The following is an 18,592-nucleotide window of genomic DNA, read 5'->3' as shown; positions in this document are numbered from 1 at the left end:
GCACGGTAGCGATAGCTGCCGTCAGCGTCGTCTTGCCATGGTCCACGTGACCGATCGTGCCCACGTTCACGTGGGGCTTGGTGCGTTCAAACTTACCTTTTGCCATTTCAATTCTCCAAAGAGCAATCCCTGTGTAGTGGTTTTACGTCTGCATCTGGTTGCTGATTCACTCCGCACAGGGAACAGAGTGGCACCGGATCGCAGACAAAACAAAGCCCGGACCACGAGGGCCCGGGCGAAGTGCTTACTTACTTGGCGCGCGCTGCCATGATGGCTTCAGACACGTTGCGAGGTGCTTCGCTGTAGTGCTTGAATTCCATCGTGTAGGTGGCACGGCCTTGCGACATGGAGCGCAGGGTCGTGGAGTAGCCGAACATTTCGGACAGGGGTACTTCGGCCTTGATGGCCTTACCGCCACCGACCATGTCGTCCATGCCCTGCACCATGCCGCGACGGCTGGACAGGTCGCCCATCACGTTACCGGCGTAGTCTTCAGGCGTTTCCACTTCCACGGCCATCATGGGTTCCAGAATGACCGGACCGGCCTTCTTACAACCTTCCTTGAAGCCGAAGATGGCAGCCATCTTGAACGCCAGTTCGTTCGAGTCCACATCGTGGTACGAACCGAAGTGCAGCGTGACCTTGACGTCSACGACGGGGTACCCAGCCAGCACGCCTTGCGTCACAGCTTCGTTGATACCCTTTTCCACGGCCGGGATGAATTCGCGAGGCACCACACCGCCCTTGATCGCGTCCACGAACTCGATGCCCTTGCCGGCTTCGTTGGGTTCGATCTTGAGCACGACGTGGCCGTATTGACCCTTACCACCGGACTGGCGCACGAACTTGCCTTCGGCTTCTTCCACCGTCTTGCGGATGGTTTCGCGGTAAGCCACTTGGGGCTTGCCCACGTTGGCTTCCACACCGAATTCGCGCTTCATGCGGTCCACGATGATTTCGAGGTGCAGCTCGCCCATGCCGCCAATGATGGTCTGGCCGGATTCTTCGTCGGTCTGCACGCGGAACGATGGATCTTCAGCGGCCAGGCGAGACAGGGCGATACCCATCTTTTCCTGGTCGGCCTTGGACTTGGGTTCCACAGCCTGACGGATCACAGGCTCAGGGAACACCATGCGCTCCAGCGTCACCACGGCGGCTGGATCGCACAGGGTTTCACCGGTCGTCACGTCCTTCAGACCCACGCAGGCAGCGATGTCACCGGCGCGGATTTCGTCCACTTCCTGGCGCTCGTTGGCGTGCATCTGCACGATACGGCCGATACGTTCCTTCTTGCCACGCACGGGGTTGTACACGGTGTCGCCCTTGGAGAGCACGCCGGAGTACACACGCACGAACGTCAGCTGACCCACGAACGGGTCGGTCATCAGCTTGAATGCCAGGGCGGAGAACTTCTCGTTGTCGTCCGCCTTGCGGGTGACTTCCTTGTCGTCTTCGTCGAAGCCAGGCACTGGAGGCACGTCCAGCGGCGAAGGCATGAGTTCGATCACGGCGTCCAGCATGCGCTGCACACCCTTGTTCTTGAACGCAGTGCCGCACAGCATGGGCTGGATTTCACCAGCGATGGTGCGAGTACGCAGGCCTTGGGTGATCTCTTCTTCCGACAGATCGCCCTCTTCCAGGTACTTGTTCATCAGGTCTTCAGAGGCTTCAGCAGCGGCTTCGACCATCTTCTCGCGCCATTCAGTGGCAGTTGCCACCAGATCGGCCGGGATTTCTTCGAAGTTGAACTTCATGCCCTGGGAGGCTTCGTCCCAGATGATGGCCTTCATCTTGCGCAGGTCGACCACGCCCTTGAAGTTTTCTTCAGCTCCGATCGGGATCACGATTGGCACAGGGTTGGCCTTCAGGCGCAGCTTCATCTGGTCCACAACCTTGAAGAAGTTGGCACCGGTGCGGTCCATCTTGTTCACAAAGGCCAGACGTGGCACCTTGTACTTGTTGGCCTGGCGCCAGACGGTTTCCGACTGGGGCTGCACGCCACCCACGGCGCAGTACACCATGCAGGCACCGTCCAGCACGCGCATGGACCGCTCCACTTCAATSGTGAAGTCCACGTGRCCGGGGGTGTCGATGATGTTGATGCGGTGCTCTGGGAAGGACATGTCCATGCCCTTCCAGAAGCAGGTSGTSGCAGCCGAGGTGATCGTGATGCCACGCTCTTGCTCTTGCTCCATCCAGTCCATGGTGGCCGCGCCGTCGTGCACTTCACCAATCTTGTGGTTCACGCCGGTGTAGAAMAGRATRCGCTCGGTCGTSGTGGTCTTGCCRGCGTCRATGTGSGCSGAGATRCCGATRTTGCGGTARCGCTCGAKGGGGGTCTTGCGAGCCATGGTGGATCCTTGGATGGGTCGTGTTATTCGGGGGGCGGGCCCAGCATTCTGGCGCTGCAACCCGTCAATTTTGTGACTGCCTGAAATCGACACAAGGCTGCAGGCAAAACGCCAGCAGCCTTGGGCCTATATCAGGGCAAATCCGCGTTTTAGAAGCGGAAGTGGCTGAATGCCTTGTTGGCTTCGGCCATACGGTGCACYTCGTCRCGCTTCTTCATGGCGCCGCCACGGCCTTCGGTGGCTTCCAGCAGTTCGTTGGCCAGGCGTTGGGCCATCGACTTTTCACCGCGCTTACGGGCGGCTTCCTTGATCCAGCGCATGGACAGGGCCAGACGACGGACAGGGCGCACTTCCACGGGCACCTGGTAGTTGGCACCGCCCACGCGGCGGGACTTCACTTCCACCATGGGCTTCACGTTGTTGATGGCAACGGTGAAGGCTTCCAGAGGGTCCTTATCGGGGTGCTTCTTCTCGATCAGTTCCAGGGCGCCATAAATGATGCGCTCTGCAACTGCCTTCTTGCCGCCTTCCATGATCACGTTCATGAATTTGGACAGCTCTACATTGCCGAACTTGKGATCCGGCAGGATTTCACGTTTGGGGACTTCGCGACGACGTGGCATTTTTTACCTCTATCTTTGCTTCAGTTGGCATCTTTTCAGACACCGCGAGAGCCAATCTCTGGACTCCCACTTACTCGACCCGCGCAGAACACCTGCGTTTGGGGTCACTACGCTGCACCTCCGCGCCACGCGGAAAAACAGCACCGAAAATTCTTCAGACCGAAAGGGCCAGGGCTTACTTGGCCTTTGGCTTCTTCGCGCCGTACTTGGAGCGGGCTTGCTTGCGGTCTTTCACGCCTTGCAAGTCCAGCGAGCCACGCACGATGTGGTAACGCACACCGGGCAAGTCCTTCACACGACCGCCGCGAACCAGCACCACGCTGTGTTCCTGCAGGTTGTGGCCTTCACCGCCGATGTAGGAGATCACCTCAAAACCGTTGGTCAGGCGCACCTTGGCGACCTTACGCAGAGCGGAGTTAGGCTTCTTAGGCGTCGTGGTGTACACACGGGTGCACACGCCACGGCGCTGTGGAGAGTTTTCCATCGCAGGGCTCTTGGACTTGGTCTTTTCGACCTCGCGCCCCTGACGGACCAGTTGATTAATGGTTGGCATGAAATACGTCCCTAAACGTGAATTTGCTTCGTGAAAGCGAAAACGTGAATCCCTTCGGAAATTCCGAAAAGCCTTCTAATGTAGCAGGGTGCCCCCTGAAAGGCAAGCCCACTGCGGCTTGCAGCAGTTTCTGGCACCTGCAGCCATCCCGGTGATCTGACAGGAACTGGCCGCAAAAGGAGCGAAAAACAGGTCCGGCATATGCCGGACCTGCGCAGCCAGCTATGGTTTCAGAAGTGGCTCGCTACCTTCTGCGACGCAGGGTCACTTGATCCAGAGSCGGATGGCRTCCCAGGCRCGGCCGAGGATGCCGGCCTGCTCCACGGCCTCCAGCGCCACCAGGGGCACTTCGCCGATGGACTGGTCGCCCAGCATGACCTTGAGGGTGCCGATGGCCTGGCCCTTGGTGTAGGGCGCCACGAGCGGATCGGGGCGGGCGATCTGGGTGGTGATCTTGCCGGCGCTGCCGGACGGCACCGCCACCACGATGGCTTCTTCGCGGCCGATCTTCAGCACACTGTCCTTGCCCTTCCAGACGGCAGGGGTTGCCACGGGCTTGCCGGCGTCAAACAACTTGACCGCCTCGAACGCGGTGTAGCCCCAGTTCAGSAGCTTCTGGCTTTCGTTCGCGCGCGCGTTTTCGCTTGCGGCACCCAGCACGATGGACAGCAGACGGCGCTGGCCCACGCCTGGGAATTCACGCTTGGACGTGGCCACCAGGCAGTAGCCCGCCGCAGCGGTGTGGCCGGTCTTGAGGCCATCGACCGTGGGATCGCGGAACAGCAGCGAATTGCGGTTGCTGCCGTTCGATGCCGGAGTACCCGGGTAGCTGTACTGCTTGGTGGAGTAATAGTGCATGTACTCCGGGAAGTCCTTCATCAGCCGCATGGCCAGCACGGAGAGGTCGCGCGCCGTGGTGGTGTGGCCGGGCTCGGTCAGGCCTTCGGGGTTCTTGTAGCTCGTGCCCTTCATGCCCAGCGCCTGCGCCTGGTCGTTCATGAGCTTGACGAAGTTCTCGGCCGTGCCGCCCACGCCTTCGGCCAGGGCCATGGTGGCGTCGTTGCCGGACTGCACGATCATGCCCTTGATGAGGTCTTCGACCGGCACCTGCATCTTGGGGTCGATGAACATGCGCGAGCCGGGCATCTTCCAGGCGCGCACGCTCACGGGCAGCTTCTGGTCCAGCGCGATCTTCTTGGAGCGCAGGGCGTCGAACACCAGGTAGCCCGTCATGAGCTTGGTGAGCGAGGCCTGCTCCACCGGCGCGTCGATGTCCTTGGCGGCCAGCACCTGGTTGGCGGTGACATCCACCAGCAGGTAGGTGCGCGCGGCGATTTCGGGGGGCTGGGGCGCCTGGGCCAGGGCGCCAAAGGCAGCCGGGGCCACCGCAGCAAAGACGGCCAGGGATCGCAACGCAGACAGGATTCGTTTCATGGGGCAGGAGGGGGCTGGAGAGGCTCGAAAAAAGGGTGGGAGAGACGGCGGGAGAGGGAGGACGGCAGACGGCCGGAGCCGGTCCGGGCGGCGCCCCTCAGGCGCCCGATTGCAGGTGGCGGACCACCAGGTTCTTCAGAAGCGGCAATTGTCCGTGAAAGAAATGCCCCCCCGCGGGGACGACTGTGACAGGCAGTATCTGGGGCCGGGCCCAGTCCATCACGGCGGACAGCGGCACGGTGTCGTCCTGCTCGCCGTGCACGACCAGCGTGCGCAGGTGGGCGTCGGGCGGCACCGGGGCCACCGTGAAGCGGCTGGCGGCCGTGCCGACCAGCACGGCCTTCTGCACGCGCTGCGTGGGCCACAGTGCCTCCAGCGCATGGCTGGTGACAAACGCACCGAAAGAAAACCCCGCCAGCGCCAGGGGTTGCCCCTTGGCGGCGGGAGCCACCTGCTCCACCACCGCCAGCAGGTCCTGCAACTCGCCCCGGCCTTCGTCGTACACGCCGGCCGTGGCGCCCACGCCGCGGAAGTTGAAGCGCACCGCCGTCCAGCCACACTGCACAAACGCGCGCGCCAGGGTCTGCACCACCTTGTTGTCCATGGTGCCGCCAAACAGCGGATGCGGGTGGGCGATGATGGCGACGCCACGGGGCGCCGCGCCATCGGCCAGGGTGGCGCTGTCGCGCACGGCCTCGATGGCGCCTGCGGGGCCGGACAGGGTCAGGCGTTCGGTCTGGGCATTCACGGATTTGCTACTCAATCAATAGCAGCAGGGGCATGATCCACTAGCGCCTGCTGCCAAAATCGTTCCAAGACAGGGATGGAGCCGCGCTCAGCGGCCAAGTTCCGCTGGCGTGACCAGACGCTCCACCACCTGGCCGTTCTTGAGGTGCGATTCGACGATTTCGTCGATGTCCGCCGCATCCACATAGGTGTACCAGGTGCCCTCGGGGTAGACCACCGCCACGGGGCCACCCGCGCAACGGTCCAGGCAACCGGCCTTGTTCACACGCACCTTGCCGGCACCCGCCAGCCCGGCGGCCTTGACCTGGGCCTTGCAGCGGTCAAAACCCGCCTGTGCGTTGTGGTGCGCGCAGCTGTCTTCCCCGTTGGTGCGCTCGTTGAGGCAGAAGAAGATGTGGCGCTGGTAATAACCGGGCGCTGCGGCCGGTGCGGAAGGGGTGTCGCTCATCCCTGCATTTTAAGGACCCCTGCCTCTCCCAGCGGGCGAGGCCACGCCCCAAGCCCCTGCCCGGCCACACAGAAAGCCGGAGGCCATCGCCCTGCGACTCAGGCCCCGCCCTCCCGCCGGGACACCCGAAACACCACATACAGCAGCGTCAGGTAGGGCCACAGCCAGCCCAGCCACTGGCCCAGGCCATAAAAGCGGATGAAACGGCCCTGCTCCCAGATCTGCAGCGTCTGGGCAAAGTAGGCACTGGTGGGCGCCTGGTTCAGCAGTGCCAGATGCCAGGTGAGCGCCAGCAGCAGCACGGCAGCGCAGGCACGGCGTGGCAGGGCCAGCATCAGCAGGGCCAACGCCAGCGCCGCCCACACGCCCACGCGCACGGGCAGGTCCATCCACTCCCAGGCGTGCACGGGGCCCCAGCTGAGTGCGGCGGACAGCGCGGTCAGCACAATGCCCACCCCCACCACCGCCAGCGCAAACAGGGCGCGCCGCCCCATCTGGCGGATCACGCAATACCCCAGCAGGCAGGGGATGAGCAGCCCCAGGGCGACGCACAGCAGCTCGCCGCTGGGTGACAGCGGGTCCAGCTCGGTCTCGCGCAGGGGCAGCCACTCCAGGAACGGCGTATCGGCCAGCAGATCGATGAGCGCGGCCTCCAGCCGTTCCAGCACCTGGCCCAGGCCAAAGGGCACCGCGGCCGGAAACAGCAGCGCCAGCGGCCACAGCGCCAGCAGCACCATGCCGCCCGAAGCGTCGGACACAAACCAGCGCGCCCGGAAGTCGCTCCAGCGGTCCAGCGCCCCCAGGCGCTCCAGCAGCGCGGCGCTCAGCGCACCGGCCAGCGTGCCCAGCGCGTTGAGCGCCAGGTCCAGGTTGGAGGGCACGCGCCGGGGCAGGTAGATCTGCAGAAATTCCATGCACAGCGACAGCAGCGTGCCCACCAGCGTGGCCAGCGCCATCGCCCACAGCACACGCCGCCAGCCCGATCGCAACAGGCCCAGCACCAGCAAAAAGCCCAGGGGCGCGTAACCCACGAGGTTGGTGACCACGTCAAACCCCGTCCAGTACGGCGGGGGCAACCGGGCCAGCAGGAAGACCAGGGGATCGATGCCCTGCTCGCGCCACCCGTCAAACGGGAACAGGCTGGCAAAAACGATCAGCGCCGTATACGTCAGCGCGAGCGGCCAGGCAGAGGTTTTGTGCATGCGCCCTCTGCGTCTCCGTCAGAAGGGTTTGACAACCACCAGCACCACGGCCACCAGCAGCAGCAGCACCGGCGCTTCGTTGAACCAGCGGAACCACACATGGCTGCGGCGGCTGGTGCCGTCGGCCAGCTTGCGCAGCAGCACGCTACACGCATGGTGGTAGCCGATGACCAGCACCACCACGGCCAGCTTGGCGTGCATCCAGCCATTGCCGGGGCCCCGGCCGATGCCGTAGCCCAGCCACAGCCACAGTCCCAGCGCAATGGCGGGCACGGCCAGCAGGGTGGTGAAGCGCATCAGCTTGCGTGCCATSAGCAGCAGGCGGTCGCGCTCGGCGGCCGAGCCGGGCGCCACCATCGCCAGGTTGACGAAGATSCGCGGCAGGTAGAACAGGCCCGCAAACCAGCTGGCCACGAAAACGATGTGAAAGGCTTTGACCCAGAGCATGGGGGCAGTTTACGGGCCTACGCCACTCCGACGGGACAACACCAAAAAAAAGCCCGGCAGATCCGCCGGGCCGGGAAAGCCTGTGCCGCATCGCTGCAGCCCAGGTCCCGCTCAGGGAGGAAAAGCGGGGGGCGGCAAGCCGCCCGGCACCAATCTAGCACTGGGCATGGGCGGTTACAAGCGGCTTTTCCACAGAGCGCCAACCACCGCCACCGACCCCTGCCAGTGCCACCGTGGATCCGGCTTTGCCGGTCCAGGGGTGGCGTCCCCCCAGGGGGAAGGCGCGCAGCGCCACAGGGGGGCTTCATAATCTGATGATGCACCTCCAAAGCCCTGCCCCCTTCCCCCAGAACCGCCCCCGCCGCCTGCGCCGCGATGCCTTCACCCGCCGCCTGGTGCGCGAGAACGTGGTCACCGCCGACGACCTGATCTACCCCGTGTTCGTGCACGAGGGCACGAACCGCAGCGAGGCCGTGACCTCCATGCCCGGCGTGGACCGCCTGAGCCTGGACCTGCTGCTGCCCGTGGCCGCGGACTGCGTGAAGCTGGGCATCCCGGTGCTGGCGCTGTTCCCGGCGATTGACCCGTCGCTCAAGACACCGGATGGCAAGGAAGCCCTGAACCCCGACGGCCTGATCCCGCGCGTGGTGCGGGCGCTGAAGAAGGAGTTTCCCGACCTGGGCGTSATGACCGACGTGGCGCTSGACCCCTACACCAGCCACGGSCAGGACGGCSTGCTSGACGASACCGGCTACATCMTCAACGACGAGACGGTGGAGATCCTCACTGGCCAGGCGCTCACGCATGCCGAGGCGGGCGTGGACATCGTCGCCCCCAGCGACATGATGGACGGCCGCATTGGCGCGATCCGCGAGGCGCTGGAGGTGCAGGGCCACATCCACACCCGCATCATGGCCTACAGCGCCAAATACGCCAGCGCCTTCTACGGCCCCTTCCGCGACGCGGTGGGCACGCGCGGCGCCCTGGGCAAGGCCGACAAGAACGTGTACCAGATGGACCCCGGCAACAGCGACGAGGCCCTGCGCGAAGTGGCCATCGACATCGCCGAAGGCGCCGACATGGTGATGGTGAAACCCGGCATGCCCTACCTGGACATCGTGCGCCGCGTGAAGGACGAGTTCCACGTGCCCACCTTTGCCTACCAGGTGAGCGGCGAGTACGCCATGATCAAGGCCGCTGCCGCCAACGGCTGGCTGGACCACGACGCCGTGATGATGGAAAGCCTGCTGGCCTTCAAGCGCGCAGGCGCCGACGGCGTGCTGACCTACTTTGCGCGCGACGTGGCACGCAAGCTACAAAAATAATAGCTGTCAGCGCATATTCCACTAGCGCTACCGGCGCTTTTGATTGAAACCACGGTGTCCATGCGCATCTTTCACATCCACAGCAGCGGCGTGCAGGAGCTGACAGCCCTGCCCGCCCAGATGCCGGCGCAGGGTTTCCTCTGGATCGCCTGCGCCCGTCCGGCCTTTCAGGCGCGGCTCGCCGAGATCCAGGGCCGCCTGCAGGCGCTGATCGGGCTGCAGCTGGTSGACCTGCATGTGKCCGACCTGCTCAACGCGCAGTTGCCCTCGCACTACGACTACACCTCGCAGTACGACCTGCTGGTGTTCCGCCGCCTGGCCACGGTGCAGGGCGATGCTGCGCAGGCCGGGCAGCCCGGGCCTGCTGCTCCCGCCACACCGGCCGTTGCCGCCGAGCCCGACAACAACCCCAACGCCCCGGTCAAGCGCAGCGGCCCGCCCGTGCTGCGGCGCATCGACACCAGTCCCGTGGGGTTTGCGGTGTTCGACCAGCTGCTGCTGACCGTGCACCCCACCGACTGCGCGGTGCGCGATGCCTACGCGACGCGGCTGCTGGCGGCCACCCCGGCCAATGGCAATAGCAATGGCACCAACGCCACCGCCAGCCATGCTGCCGCCCACGGCAACGCCCACGCGGGCCCCGGCATGGGCGAAGGCCGCAGCAGCCCCATCTCGGGCTCGCGCCTGCCCACCAGCCCGGCCGACCTGATGCTGCGCGTGGTCAACCAGATGGTGGACGGCTACCTGGACCTGCGCCGCGAGCTCACCCGCCAGCTGGACCACTGGCAGACCGAGCTGCTCAAACCCCGCGCGCGGTACGTGAACTGGACCTCGCTGCTCGAAGCGCGCCTGTCGCTGCACATGCTCGACGAGATCTGCGAAGACCAGCGCACCGCCGTGCAGGACTGGATCGACGCGCTGGAAACCTGGGCCCTGCCCGACACCCCGGCGGGCCTGCGCGAGCTCGACCTGCTCAAGGTGCGCAGCCGCGACGTGCTGGAGCACATCGAACGCGTGGTGCACCACGTGCGGCGCCTGGAGCAGAGCACAGAAACCGCCGTGCAGATGCACTTTTCGGTGCAGAGCAACCGCACCAACGACATCATGCGCACCCTCACGGCGCTCACGGCCGTGTTTTTGCCGCTGAACCTGATCGCGGGCATTTTCGGMATGAACTTCGAGTTCATTCCGCTGGTGCACAAGGCCGAYGGCTTCTGGTGGGCCATGGGGTCGATGGTGTTCATCGCGGTGTCGCTGGTGCTGCTGTTCTGGCGCAAGCGTTATCTGGCGAGGACGCGGTGACATCCCCCTGAGCGGCTGGGTCAGCGCCCGTATCGCTGAGCGTCAGCCAGACCGAGGAGCGCGCGCTCCAGTGCGTTATGGCCGGGCCACCCCAAACAACCCTGCCGCGTTGTCCCACGCCACCTTGCGCGCCACATCGGCGGGCAGGCCGCCCAGCCACTGGCGGTAGCCCTGCATCAGGCTTTCGTAGTGCTGCCAGCGCTGGTTGACCCAGGTGTCCGAGCCGATCACGAAGCGCGTGGGGTACTTGAGCAGCAGCGCGCGCCAGGCGGGGCACAGCTGGATGTCGTCGCAGACCAGGCCGGGGCGGTACGAGAGTTCGCCTACCAGGCCAGGGTAGCGGGCCATCAACGCGTCCACCCGCTCCACAGGCGCGCCGCCAATGCCGGTGTGGGCCCAGATCAGCCGGGCCTTCTGGCCTTGGGACGGGGTGTGGGCCATCAGCAGGTCGATGGCGGTGTCGTCCACATGGGCCAGCACCACCAAGTCCCGCTGTTCGGCCAGGGCCATGAGCTTTTTGGCCACGGGGCCGTTGGCRTTGGCGCTGTCGTACAGGTGGAATTCGCCCAGGCCCCGGTACGGGCCGGCCGGCGTGCCCCGGGCCAGTTCGGTCTGCACCATGTCGTAGATGGTGTCGTCGGCAAACCAGCCGGTGTAGTCGGCGCGGTTGCGGTACAGCCGCACAAACGGCACCACAGCCACACCGGCCTCACGGGTCTGCGGCAGGCCCGCCAGGGTGAGCGACCCGGCATTGGGCCGCGAGTTGGCCACGATGGCGCGCACGCCGCTGGCCTTCATGCGCGCCAGCACATCGGCGGGTGGGTGCGGGCCTGAGCGGCCGTCCCACGCTTCTTCGTTGTAGTGCAGGTGGGCGTCAAACAGGGGGCCGGTGTAGTCGGCCGCGTGGGTGGTGGCGCATAGCGCTATCAAACCCATAGCTGCCAGCGCATGACGGACTGGCGCTTGGGACCAAAAAAGCCTGAAATCCGCCATGTCCCCCTCCGTTGGTCGTTCGCTACCGTGTCGCCGTCTCTGTCACTGGGGCGGTCTCAGCCCAGGTGCTTGGCAAAGAAGGCCAAGGTGCGCTCGCGCGCCGTGTTGGCGGCGGCCTCGTCATAGCTGCCACGCTGGTCGCAGTTGAAGCCGTGGTCGGCGGCGTACACATGCACTTCGACCTCTGGGTGGGCCTTGCCGAAGGCCTGCACGCTGTCGAGCGGAATCCAGTGGTCACGCTCGCCAAAGTGGGCCAGCACCGGCACCTTGGGGGTGCGGGCCACTTCTTCCGGCGTGGTCACGCCACCGCCGTAGTACGGCACGGCGGCCGACAGGCCCTGCAGCAGGCAGGCTGAGCGCCAGGTCAGCAGGCCGCCCCAGCAGTAGCCCACGATGCCCACCTTGCCGCCGCTTTGCTGCGCGGCGTAGTCGATGGCGGCCTGGATGTCGGGCAGCACGCCCGGGGCAGGCAGGGCCTCGACCGCGGCCTTCAGGCCCATGCCGGCCTGCATGTCGTCACCGGTGTAGCCCAGCTCCACCCCTTGCTTGACGCGGTGAAAGGTGGATGGCGCCACGGCCAGGTAGCCGCTGGCTGCGTAGCGGTCGGCCACCGAACGGATGTGCGAGTTCACGCCAAAAATTTCTTGCAGCACCACCACAGCGCCACGGGGCGTGCCCTCGGGCCTGGCGACCCAGGCGGGGGCCACAAAACCGTCACTCGACGTCAGATCGACAAACTGTCCCATGCTGAATGCTCCTTGGATTTGGTACGTATGGTGCGCAGAGGGTCCGCGCTATGGGTGCGGGCGCTGCGCGGCGGGGGGCAGAACCTGTTCCAATGCGCCATTCTTGCAGGAGACCCCACCCCATGGAGAAGATCGCACTAATCACTGGCGCCAGCCGGGGCATTGGCGCCGCCACCGCACGGCTGGCCGCAAAACATGGCTGGGCTGTGGCCGTCAACTACCTCGCCAACGAGGCCGCCGCGCAGAGCGTGGTCGATGACATTCGGGCAAACGGCGGCACCGCCATCACCGTGCAGGCCGATGTGGCGAACGAGGCCGACATCCTGGCCATGTTCCAGGCGGTGGACACGCAGCTGGGCCGCATCAGCGCCCTGGTCAACAACGCCGGCGTGGTGGACGTGACCGCCCGGGTGGACGCAATGAGCACCGAACGCCTGCGCCGCATGTTCGACACCAACGTGATCGGCAGCATCGTCTGCGCCCGCGAGGCCGTGCGGCGCATGAGCACGCGCCACGGCGGCAGCGGCGGTGCCATCGTCAATGTGTCCAGCGCCGCCTCGCGACTGGGCTCGGCCCACCAGTATGTGGACTACGCGGCCGCCAAGGGCGCSATCGACACCTTCACCATCGGCCTGGCGCGCGAAGTGGCGGCCGAGGGCATCCGCGTGAACGCCGTGCGCCCGGGCCTGATCGAGACCGACATCCACGCCAGCGGCGGGCTGCCCGACCGCGTGCGCGACCTCTCGCACCAGGTGCCCATGCAGCGCGGCGGCACGGCCGACGAGGTGGCCGAGGCCATCGTCTGGCTGATGTCCCCTGCAGCGAGCTACACCACCGCCACCTTGATGGATGTGTCGGGCGGGCGCTAGGAGAGAAGGCCCGGAGCCACCCGTGGCAGGCACGCTGCAATGCAGCATGCTTGGCCGCCAAACGGCGCAGAAAACACCGCATACTCGCGCACAGCCCGGGCTGCGCCACCCTCATCCGCCGTTGGCCTGAGCCCCCCGAAGAACCACCCTGCCCACTTGCCCTTGGGAGCGCCCTGATGGACCTCAAACCCCTGATCACCCTGCTGGCCATCGTGAACCCGCTGGCCATCGTGCCGTTCTTCATCCACTACACGCAGGGCTTCTCGTACCCGCAGCGGCGCCGCACCATCCAGGTGGCCAGCTTCAGCGTGTTCTGCGTAATTGCAGCCTGTGCGCTGCTGGGCCTGCAGATCCTCGACTTCTTCAACATCTCGCTGCAGAGCTTCCAGGTGGGCGGYGGCATGCTGCTGCTCATCAGCGCGATGAACATGCTCAACGCCCAGCCCGCCGAGGCCAAGCCCAGCACCAACGAATACGAAGAAGGCGCCGAAAAGGCCGCCGCCGGCAGCAGCATTGCCGTGGTGCCGCTCACCATTCCGCTGCTCACCGGSCCGGCCASCATRTCSACCGTGGTGATTTATGCCGACCGCGCCCAGACCTTCTGGCAGCACGCCGCGCTGGTGGGCTACGGCGTGGTCATCGCACTGGCCACGGCCGTGTGCTTTGCGCTGGCCGACCCCATTGCGCGCGTGCTGGGCAAGACCGGCATCAATGTGATGACCCGCCTCATGGGCCTCATTCTGGCTGCGCTGGCCGTGGAAGTGATGGCCGACGGGCTGGGCAAGCTGTTCCCCATCCTCGTCGCACGCTGACCCTCCATGTCCGCCCGCCTGCTGCTGCTCGAAGACGACCCCGCCATCGCCCGCACCGTGGCCTATGCGCTGGAGCGCGATGGCCTGACCGTCACGCACAGCCTGCTGGTGCACGACGCGCGCCAGCAGCTGCAGAGCGCGCGGTTTGACCTGCTGGTGCTGGACGTGGGCCTGCCCGACGGCAGCGGCCTGGACCTGCTGCGCGATGTGCGCAACACCGCGCCCACCGCCGCTCTGCCCGTGCTGATGCTCAGCGCCCACGGCGAAGAAATCGACCGCGTGCTGGGCCTGGAGCTGGGTGCCGACGACTACCTCACCAAACCCTTCAGTCCGCGCGAACTGGCTGCGCGCGTGAAGGCGCTGCTGCGCCGTGCGGGCCACGGCCACGGCAATGGCAACGGCCACCCGGCAGCGCCCGCCGCCACGGCCGCCGCGCTGTTCCACGACGACGAGACGGGCCAGCGCATCAGCCTGCGCGGCCAGGCCCTGCCGCTGACCCGGCGCGAGTACCGCCTGCTGGCCCACCTGCTGCGCGGCGCAGGCCGCATCCACTCGCGCGACGCCCTGCTGGCCGCCGCCTGGGGCGACGACAGCGAAAGCACCGACCGCACGGTGGACACCCACATCAAAACCCTGCGCGCCAAGCTGCGCGAGCTGGACCCGGCGCGCGAGTACATCAGTACGCACCGGGGCATGGGTTACTGCCTGGACATCTGAAGCCAAATTGGCTGCCAGCGCCCATCTGAAAAGCGCTGGCAGCTATTGTTTTTGAAGTAACGCACCATGCGCCTCGGCATCCGCCTGCTGTTCGCCTTCTTCCTCATCAACGGCATCGCCGCGTTCTTTGTGCTGCGCGTGTTCATGGCCGAGATCAAGCCCAGCGTGCGCGAGGTGATGGAAGACATGATGGTGGACACGGCCAACATCCTGGCCGAGCTGGCCAGCGAGGACCTGGCCGCCGGGCGGCTGGCGGCACAGGCCAACAACAGCAGCACCAGCCCGTTTGCCCAGCATGTGCGGCGCTACGCCACGCGGCCCGTTGATGCGGCCATCTGGGGCTTTTCCAAGCAGTCGCTCGACTACCGCATCTATGTGACCGACACCACGGGGCGCGTGCTGTTCGACTCGGAAAACCGTGCCATCGGTGCCGATTATTCGCAGTGGCGCGACGTAGCCCGCACGCTGCGCGGCGAGTACGGCGCGCGCTCTACGCGCGATGTGGAAGATGACGACACCAGCGGCGTGATGCATGTGGCCGCGCCCATCTACGTGAACAGCCAGATCGCGGGCGTGCTCACCGTGGCCAAGCCCACGCGCACGGTGCAGCGCTTCATCGACCGGGCCGAGCGCAAGGTGTTCATGGGCGGGCTTTTGCTGCTGGCGCTCTCGGCCGCCGTGGGCGTGGCGGTGACGCTGTGGATGGTGTGGAACGTGCGCCGCCTGCGCGACTACGCCCTGAGCGTGCAGGGCCCGGCCGACGGCGAACGCCACGACCCAACTCTTCCGCCCCCCACGGCCCTGGCCGTTCCCGAGGTGCCCGGCGAGCTGGGCGACCTGGCCCGCGCCATGGACCGCATGCGCGCGCGGCTGGAGGGGCGCGACTACATCGAGGGCTATGTGCGCGCCCTCACGCACGAACTCAAAAGCCCCGTGGCCGCCATCCGGGGCGCGGGCGAGCTGCTGCAGGACGAGCTGCCCGCCGCCGACCGCACCGAGTTTGCGACCCAGGTGGTGCAGCAAAGCGAACGCCTGCAGCGCATCATCGACCGGCTGCTGGAGCTGTCCAAGCTGGAGCAACGCCAGCACGCCGAAGGCCGCGCGCCCGTGGCGCTGCACGACTGCGCCGAGGCCGCCATTGCACAGACCCGCGCCCGCGCGGGGCAGCGCGGCATCACGTTGGCACTGGAAGGGCACGGCACCAGCGGCCCGTGGGAGGCCGAACTGGTGACGCTGGCGCTGACCAACCTGCTGGACAACGCGATCGACTTTGCGCCCGCAGGCAGCACGGTGCGGGTGGAACTGGACGGCGCCACGGTGGCCGTGCAAGACAGAGGCCCCGGCGTGCCCGACTACGCGCTGCCGCGCCTGGGCGAGCGCTTTTTCACCACCGCACGGCCGGGCGGCGAGCGCAGCGGATCGGGCCTGGGGCTGGCGATTGTGCAGCGCGTGATGGCGCTGCACGGCGGGCAGATGGTGGCGCGCAACACGGCGCCGGGCCTGCGGGTGGGGCTGGAGTTCCGCCGAGCCTAGACGGCGCTGTTCGGGAGGCAGGGCTGGGTCTGGAGAAATTCGACCAGATCGCCCACCGTGGTCACTTTGCCAAACAGGGGGTTGGCCGATGTGTCGGCCAGGCTGCGGCGGGCCCGCTGGGCCATGTCAACGACCAGGTCATCCAGGTCGTCAGCGTCCAGACGCAGGTCGCGCTGCAGGTAGTCGGTCAATCTCAAAGGCACGGCAACTACGGCAGACAGGCTGCGCTGCAGTTCTTCGTACACCGCGCGCACCACCCAGGTGTCCACCCGGCGGCAGTCGATGGAGCGGGCAAACTGGCAGATCGTCTCCTCGGCACGGCCTTGCGCCATGCGCGCCAAGCGCAGGGCCTCGTGCCGGCTCAGGACGGCCACCAGACTGCCAAGCGCCAGGAGCGGGCCGCCCACCGCCACGGGATGCATCCAGAACACGGCCCCGAAGGCCACCGCCATAACGACCAGAACACAGCGCGCCGACCAGCGCAATGGCGGGTGGACAGCCACCGGGGGCATAAAGCGGGACGCTGTTTTTCGCATGGCACTCCTCGGTCATATGACGCAGGCGATCGATTCTGCCAGCGCCTCACTTCGCACGTCACCCACTCCACTTCACACTGGCCTCACAAACTTCATAGCGCCCTCACAGCGCGCCACAACACTGCCTCCACAACAGTCACTTATGGAGGATCTTTTGTTCAAACACCCCTTGTTCACCAAGCTGGCGGCGCTGACCGCCATCACCGTGTTGCTGCTCTTTGGCCTGGGCCTGATCGAAGACGTGGTGCGCGACCGGCTGCGCTACCGCAGCATCACCGCGCAAAGCGTGGCCGAGAGCCTGGCGGGGCCGCAGACGCTGATGGGCCCCATGATCCACAGCGCCTGCGTGGAAAGCTGGGATGAAGAAGTCGGCAAGGGCGACGAGCGCCGCATGGTCGAAAGGCGCCGCGAGTTCATCCTGACCGCCATGCCCGAGCAGCTCAAGCTCACCACCGGCGCCGCGATGGAGGAACGCGCACGCGGGCTGCACAAGGTGAACACCTACAACCTCAAGGCCAACGTGACGGCGCAATGGGGCTCACTGGCCAGCCTGCTGCCGCAGAGCAGCATGAAGAATTCGCGCATGCACTGCGGCGCACCCATTGTGATGATGGCCGTGGGCGATGCACGCGGCATCCGCACTGCGCAGTTCACCATGGGCAGCCAGGCGCTGGCGCTCAAGCCTGGCACCTTCCACCCCACCTACAGCCGGGGCCTGCACGCGGTGCTGCCCGAATCCGTGCGTGGCAAGGCCGACGGCCTCACGGCCACGCTGGACCTGGAACTGGTGGGCACCGAGCGCCTGGCCATCGTACCGCTGGGCGGCAACACCGAGGTGCTGATGACCAGCAGCTGGCCCCACCCGTCGTTTGCCGGGCGCTTTCTGCCATCGGAACGCGAGGTCAAGAAGACCGGCTTTTCGGCCCAGTGGCGCCTGTCGTCGCTGGCCACCACGGCGCAGGCCGACATTGCGAACGGCAAGCGCATCTGCCTGGGTGCGGATGAGGGCAGCGACTATGCACACAGCGGGGCCACGCCGGGCGACTGCGCCGACAGCTTCAGCGTGGCCTTCATCGACCCGGTGAATCCCTATTCCCTGTCGGACCGCGCGACCAAGTACGGTGTGCTGTTCATCGCCCTCACCTTCGTGGCCGTGGGCCTGTTCGAGCTGATGAAGAAGCTGCGCGTGCACCCGGTGCAGTACCTGCTGGTGGGCAGCGCGCTGTGCAGCTTCTTCCTGCTGCTGGTGAGCCTGTCGGAGCACCTGCCGTTTGGCATTTCGTACGCGGTGGCCGCGAGCGCGTGTGTGCTGCTGCTGGCCTATTACGCCAGCCACATGCTGGGCGGGCTCACGCGCGGTGTGCCACTGGGGGCGGGCATTGCGCTGCTGTATGGCCTGCTGTACGTGCTGCTGCAGCTGGAGCAGACGGCGCTGGTGGTGGGTGCGATTGCGCTCTTCCTGGTGCTGGCAGCGGTGATGGTGCTGACGCGCAAGGTGAACTGGTACGGCCTGTCGCAAGGCGGCACGCCCCCGCGCCCCACCATGCCGCCCATGCAGCGCCCCGCAGCCCCCCGCGCGGAGGCTGCATGAACGCCGCCGCGCAGACCACCCGCTGGGCCCAGTACCTGGCGCAGGCCCAGGCCCTGACGCCGCCCGCCAGCACCGACCCCGCAAGGGGCCCTGCGCTGACCGCCGCCGAATCGGCCCGCGTGCAGCGCCACCGCGACCAGTTGATGGCGGCCCTGCGGTCGCAGGACCGGCTGGCCTTGCACTGCGCCAAGCAGCAGGTGCTGGACGCAGCCTTTTGCCCCCACCGTGCCGAGGCGGACCACAGCCACGGAGGGCCTGCAAGCGGCGCTGYAGATTCGCCCGCCCTGCGCCGGGCGCTGCGCGACCTGGCGTGGCGCACCGCGGCCTTGCTGTTGCCGCGCCGCCCGGAGTTCTGAAGGTGTC

The 18,592-nt window shown here is 66.4% G+C and carries 20 protein-coding genes; 8 read left to right on the top strand and 12 right to left on the bottom strand.

All coding sequences use genetic code 11. The annotated features are described in order from the left end of the window. The 9 genes from AC04MI_RS09105 to AC04MI_RS09065 all read right to left on the bottom strand — a co-directional run. Window positions 1-106, bottom strand: a 106-nt coding sequence (locus AC04MI_RS09105) for a GTP-binding protein (protein WP_229726451.1), incomplete at its 3' end; no start/stop codon positions are given. A 142-nt stretch (window positions 107-248) separates the two neighbouring features. Further along, a complete protein-coding gene (gene fusA, locus AC04MI_RS09100) occupies window positions 249-2,351 on the bottom strand; it encodes an elongation factor G (RefSeq protein ID WP_476497662.1) in 2,103 nt (700 codons plus the stop codon). 149 nt (window positions 2,352-2,500) lie between these two features. After that, complete coding sequence (rpsG, locus tag AC04MI_RS09095; protein WP_476497661.1) at window positions 2,501-2,974, bottom strand: 30S ribosomal protein S7; 474 nt, start codon at window positions 2,972-2,974, stop codon at window positions 2,501-2,503. A 175-nt stretch (window positions 2,975-3,149) separates the two neighbouring features. Then, on the bottom strand, window positions 3,150-3,527 hold the full coding sequence (gene rpsL / locus AC04MI_RS09090) for a 30S ribosomal protein S12 (RefSeq protein ID WP_015012185.1): 378 nt from the start codon (window positions 3,525-3,527) through the stop codon (window positions 3,150-3,152). A 264-nt stretch (window positions 3,528-3,791) separates the two neighbouring features. Next, window positions 3,792-4,961, bottom strand: coding sequence for a D-alanyl-D-alanine carboxypeptidase family protein (locus tag AC04MI_RS09085; RefSeq protein WP_436079277.1), 1,170 nt, complete (start codon window positions 4,959-4,961; stop codon window positions 3,792-3,794). A 97-nt stretch (window positions 4,962-5,058) separates the two neighbouring features. Continuing rightward, window positions 5,059-5,709 (bottom strand): alpha/beta hydrolase, encoded by a 651-nt coding sequence (locus AC04MI_RS09080; protein ID WP_436079278.1) that lies wholly within the window; start codon window positions 5,707-5,709, stop codon window positions 5,059-5,061. Window positions 5,710-5,796: 87 nt separating this feature from the next. Next, on the bottom strand, window positions 5,797-6,156 hold the full coding sequence (locus AC04MI_RS09075) for a (2Fe-2S) ferredoxin domain-containing protein (protein WP_015012182.1): 360 nt from the start codon (window positions 6,154-6,156) through the stop codon (window positions 5,797-5,799). Window positions 6,157-6,254: 98 nt separating this feature from the next. Beyond that, a complete protein-coding gene (locus AC04MI_RS09070; RefSeq protein WP_436079279.1) occupies window positions 6,255-7,358 on the bottom strand; it encodes a VanZ family protein in 1,104 nt (367 codons plus the stop codon). An 18-nt stretch (window positions 7,359-7,376) separates the two neighbouring features. Then, a complete protein-coding gene (locus AC04MI_RS09065; RefSeq protein WP_015012180.1) occupies window positions 7,377-7,805 on the bottom strand; it encodes a CopD family protein in 429 nt (142 codons plus the stop codon). A 317-nt stretch (window positions 7,806-8,122) separates the two neighbouring features. On the opposite strand from AC04MI_RS09065, the gene hemB reads away from it, so the two are divergent. Beyond that, a complete protein-coding gene (hemB, locus tag AC04MI_RS09060) occupies window positions 8,123-9,130 on the top strand; it encodes a porphobilinogen synthase (RefSeq protein ID WP_476497660.1) in 1,008 nt (335 codons plus the stop codon). Between the two features lie 60 nt (window positions 9,131-9,190). Next, window positions 9,191-10,432, top strand: coding sequence for a magnesium transporter CorA family protein (locus tag AC04MI_RS09055; RefSeq protein ID WP_476497659.1), 1,242 nt, complete (start codon window positions 9,191-9,193; stop codon window positions 10,430-10,432). Between the two features lie 75 nt (window positions 10,433-10,507). On the opposite strand, the gene AC04MI_RS09050 is transcribed toward AC04MI_RS09055, so the two are convergent. Both AC04MI_RS09050 and AC04MI_RS09045 read right to left on the bottom strand, forming a co-directional pair. Further along, window positions 10,508-11,368, bottom strand: a complete 861-nt coding sequence (locus AC04MI_RS09050; RefSeq protein ID WP_436079280.1) for an amidohydrolase family protein — start codon at window positions 11,366-11,368, stop codon at window positions 10,508-10,510. 113 nt (window positions 11,369-11,481) lie between these two features. Beyond that, window positions 11,482-12,171, bottom strand: a complete 690-nt coding sequence (locus tag AC04MI_RS09045; protein ID WP_056057531.1) for a dienelactone hydrolase family protein — start codon at window positions 12,169-12,171, stop codon at window positions 11,482-11,484. A gap of 122 nt (window positions 12,172-12,293) precedes the next feature. Here AC04MI_RS09045 and AC04MI_RS09040 point away from each other — a divergent pair, with 122 nt between their 5' ends. From AC04MI_RS09040 to creC, 4 genes are all read left to right on the top strand, one after another. Next, the gene (locus tag AC04MI_RS09040) at window positions 12,294-13,040 is read left to right on the top strand and encodes an SDR family oxidoreductase (protein ID WP_436079281.1); all 747 of its coding nucleotides are present in this window, start codon (window positions 12,294-12,296) and stop codon (window positions 13,038-13,040) included. A 176-nt stretch (window positions 13,041-13,216) separates the two neighbouring features. After that, entirely contained in the window at window positions 13,217-13,852 is a 636-nt protein-coding gene (locus AC04MI_RS09035) for a MarC family protein (protein WP_476497658.1), read from the top strand. Window positions 13,853-13,858: 6 nt separating this feature from the next. Next, window positions 13,859-14,569, top strand: coding sequence for a winged helix-turn-helix domain-containing protein (locus AC04MI_RS09030; protein ID WP_436079282.1), 711 nt, complete (start codon window positions 13,859-13,861; stop codon window positions 14,567-14,569). A 66-nt stretch (window positions 14,570-14,635) separates the two neighbouring features. Next, complete coding sequence (gene creC / locus AC04MI_RS09025) at window positions 14,636-16,102, top strand: two-component system sensor histidine kinase CreC (RefSeq protein ID WP_436079283.1); 1,467 nt, start codon at window positions 14,636-14,638, stop codon at window positions 16,100-16,102. Here the strand turns inward: creC and AC04MI_RS09020 are convergent. Beyond that, window positions 16,099-16,638 carry a hypothetical protein gene (locus AC04MI_RS09020; protein ID WP_436079284.1) on the bottom strand — a complete coding sequence of 180 codons (540 nt, stop codon included), beginning with the start codon at window positions 16,636-16,638 and terminating at the stop codon, window positions 16,099-16,101. The two genes, creC and AC04MI_RS09020, sit on opposite strands and share 4 nt — an antisense overlap. Window positions 16,639-16,792: 154 nt before the next feature. On the opposite strand from AC04MI_RS09020, the gene creD reads away from it, so the two are divergent. Together creD and AC04MI_RS09010 are read left to right on the top strand one after the other, a co-directional pair. Beyond that, a complete protein-coding gene (gene creD / locus AC04MI_RS09015; RefSeq protein WP_476497657.1) occupies window positions 16,793-18,229 on the top strand; it encodes a cell envelope integrity protein CreD in 1,437 nt (478 codons plus the stop codon). Then, window positions 18,226-18,585: a hypothetical protein gene (locus AC04MI_RS09010; RefSeq protein WP_476497655.1), complete on the top strand. Its 360-nt coding sequence runs from the start codon at window positions 18,226-18,228 to the stop codon at window positions 18,583-18,585. The genes creD and AC04MI_RS09010 overlap by 4 nt, the downstream gene beginning before the upstream one ends. The last annotated feature ends 7 nt before the right edge of the window (window positions 18,586-18,592 follow it).

It is taken from the genome of Acidovorax sp. LjRoot204, assembly GCF_056175785.1.
The sequence above is the reverse complement of the archived record's forward strand: the minus strand, read 5'-3'. Positions and strand labels throughout refer to the sequence as shown.

Bases quoted from the DNA above. Each gene is read 5' to 3' on its own strand.
- rpsL (WP_015012185.1), bottom strand. From the start codon at position 3,527: ATGCCAACCATTAATCAACTGGTCCGTCAGGGGCGCGAGGTCGAAAAG.
- AC04MI_RS09075 (WP_015012182.1), bottom strand. From the start codon at position 6,156: ATGAGCGACACCCCTTCCGCACCGGCCGCAGCGCCCGGTTATTACCAG.
- AC04MI_RS09070 (WP_436079279.1), bottom strand. From the start codon at position 7,358: ATGCACAAAACCTCTGCCTGGCCGCTCGCGCTGACGTATACGGCGCTG.
- AC04MI_RS09045 (WP_056057531.1), bottom strand. From the start codon at position 12,171: ATGGGACAGTTTGTCGATCTGACGTCGAGTGACGGTTTTGTGGCCCCC.
- AC04MI_RS09030 (WP_436079282.1), top strand. From the start codon at position 13,859: ATGTCCGCCCGCCTGCTGCTGCTCGAAGACGACCCCGCCATCGCCCGC.
- creC (WP_436079283.1), top strand. From the start codon at position 14,636: ATGCGCCTCGGCATCCGCCTGCTGTTCGCCTTCTTCCTCATCAACGGC.
- AC04MI_RS09020 (WP_436079284.1), bottom strand. From the start codon at position 16,638: ATGCGAAAAACAGCGTCCCGCTTTATGCCCCCGGTGGCTGTCCACCCG.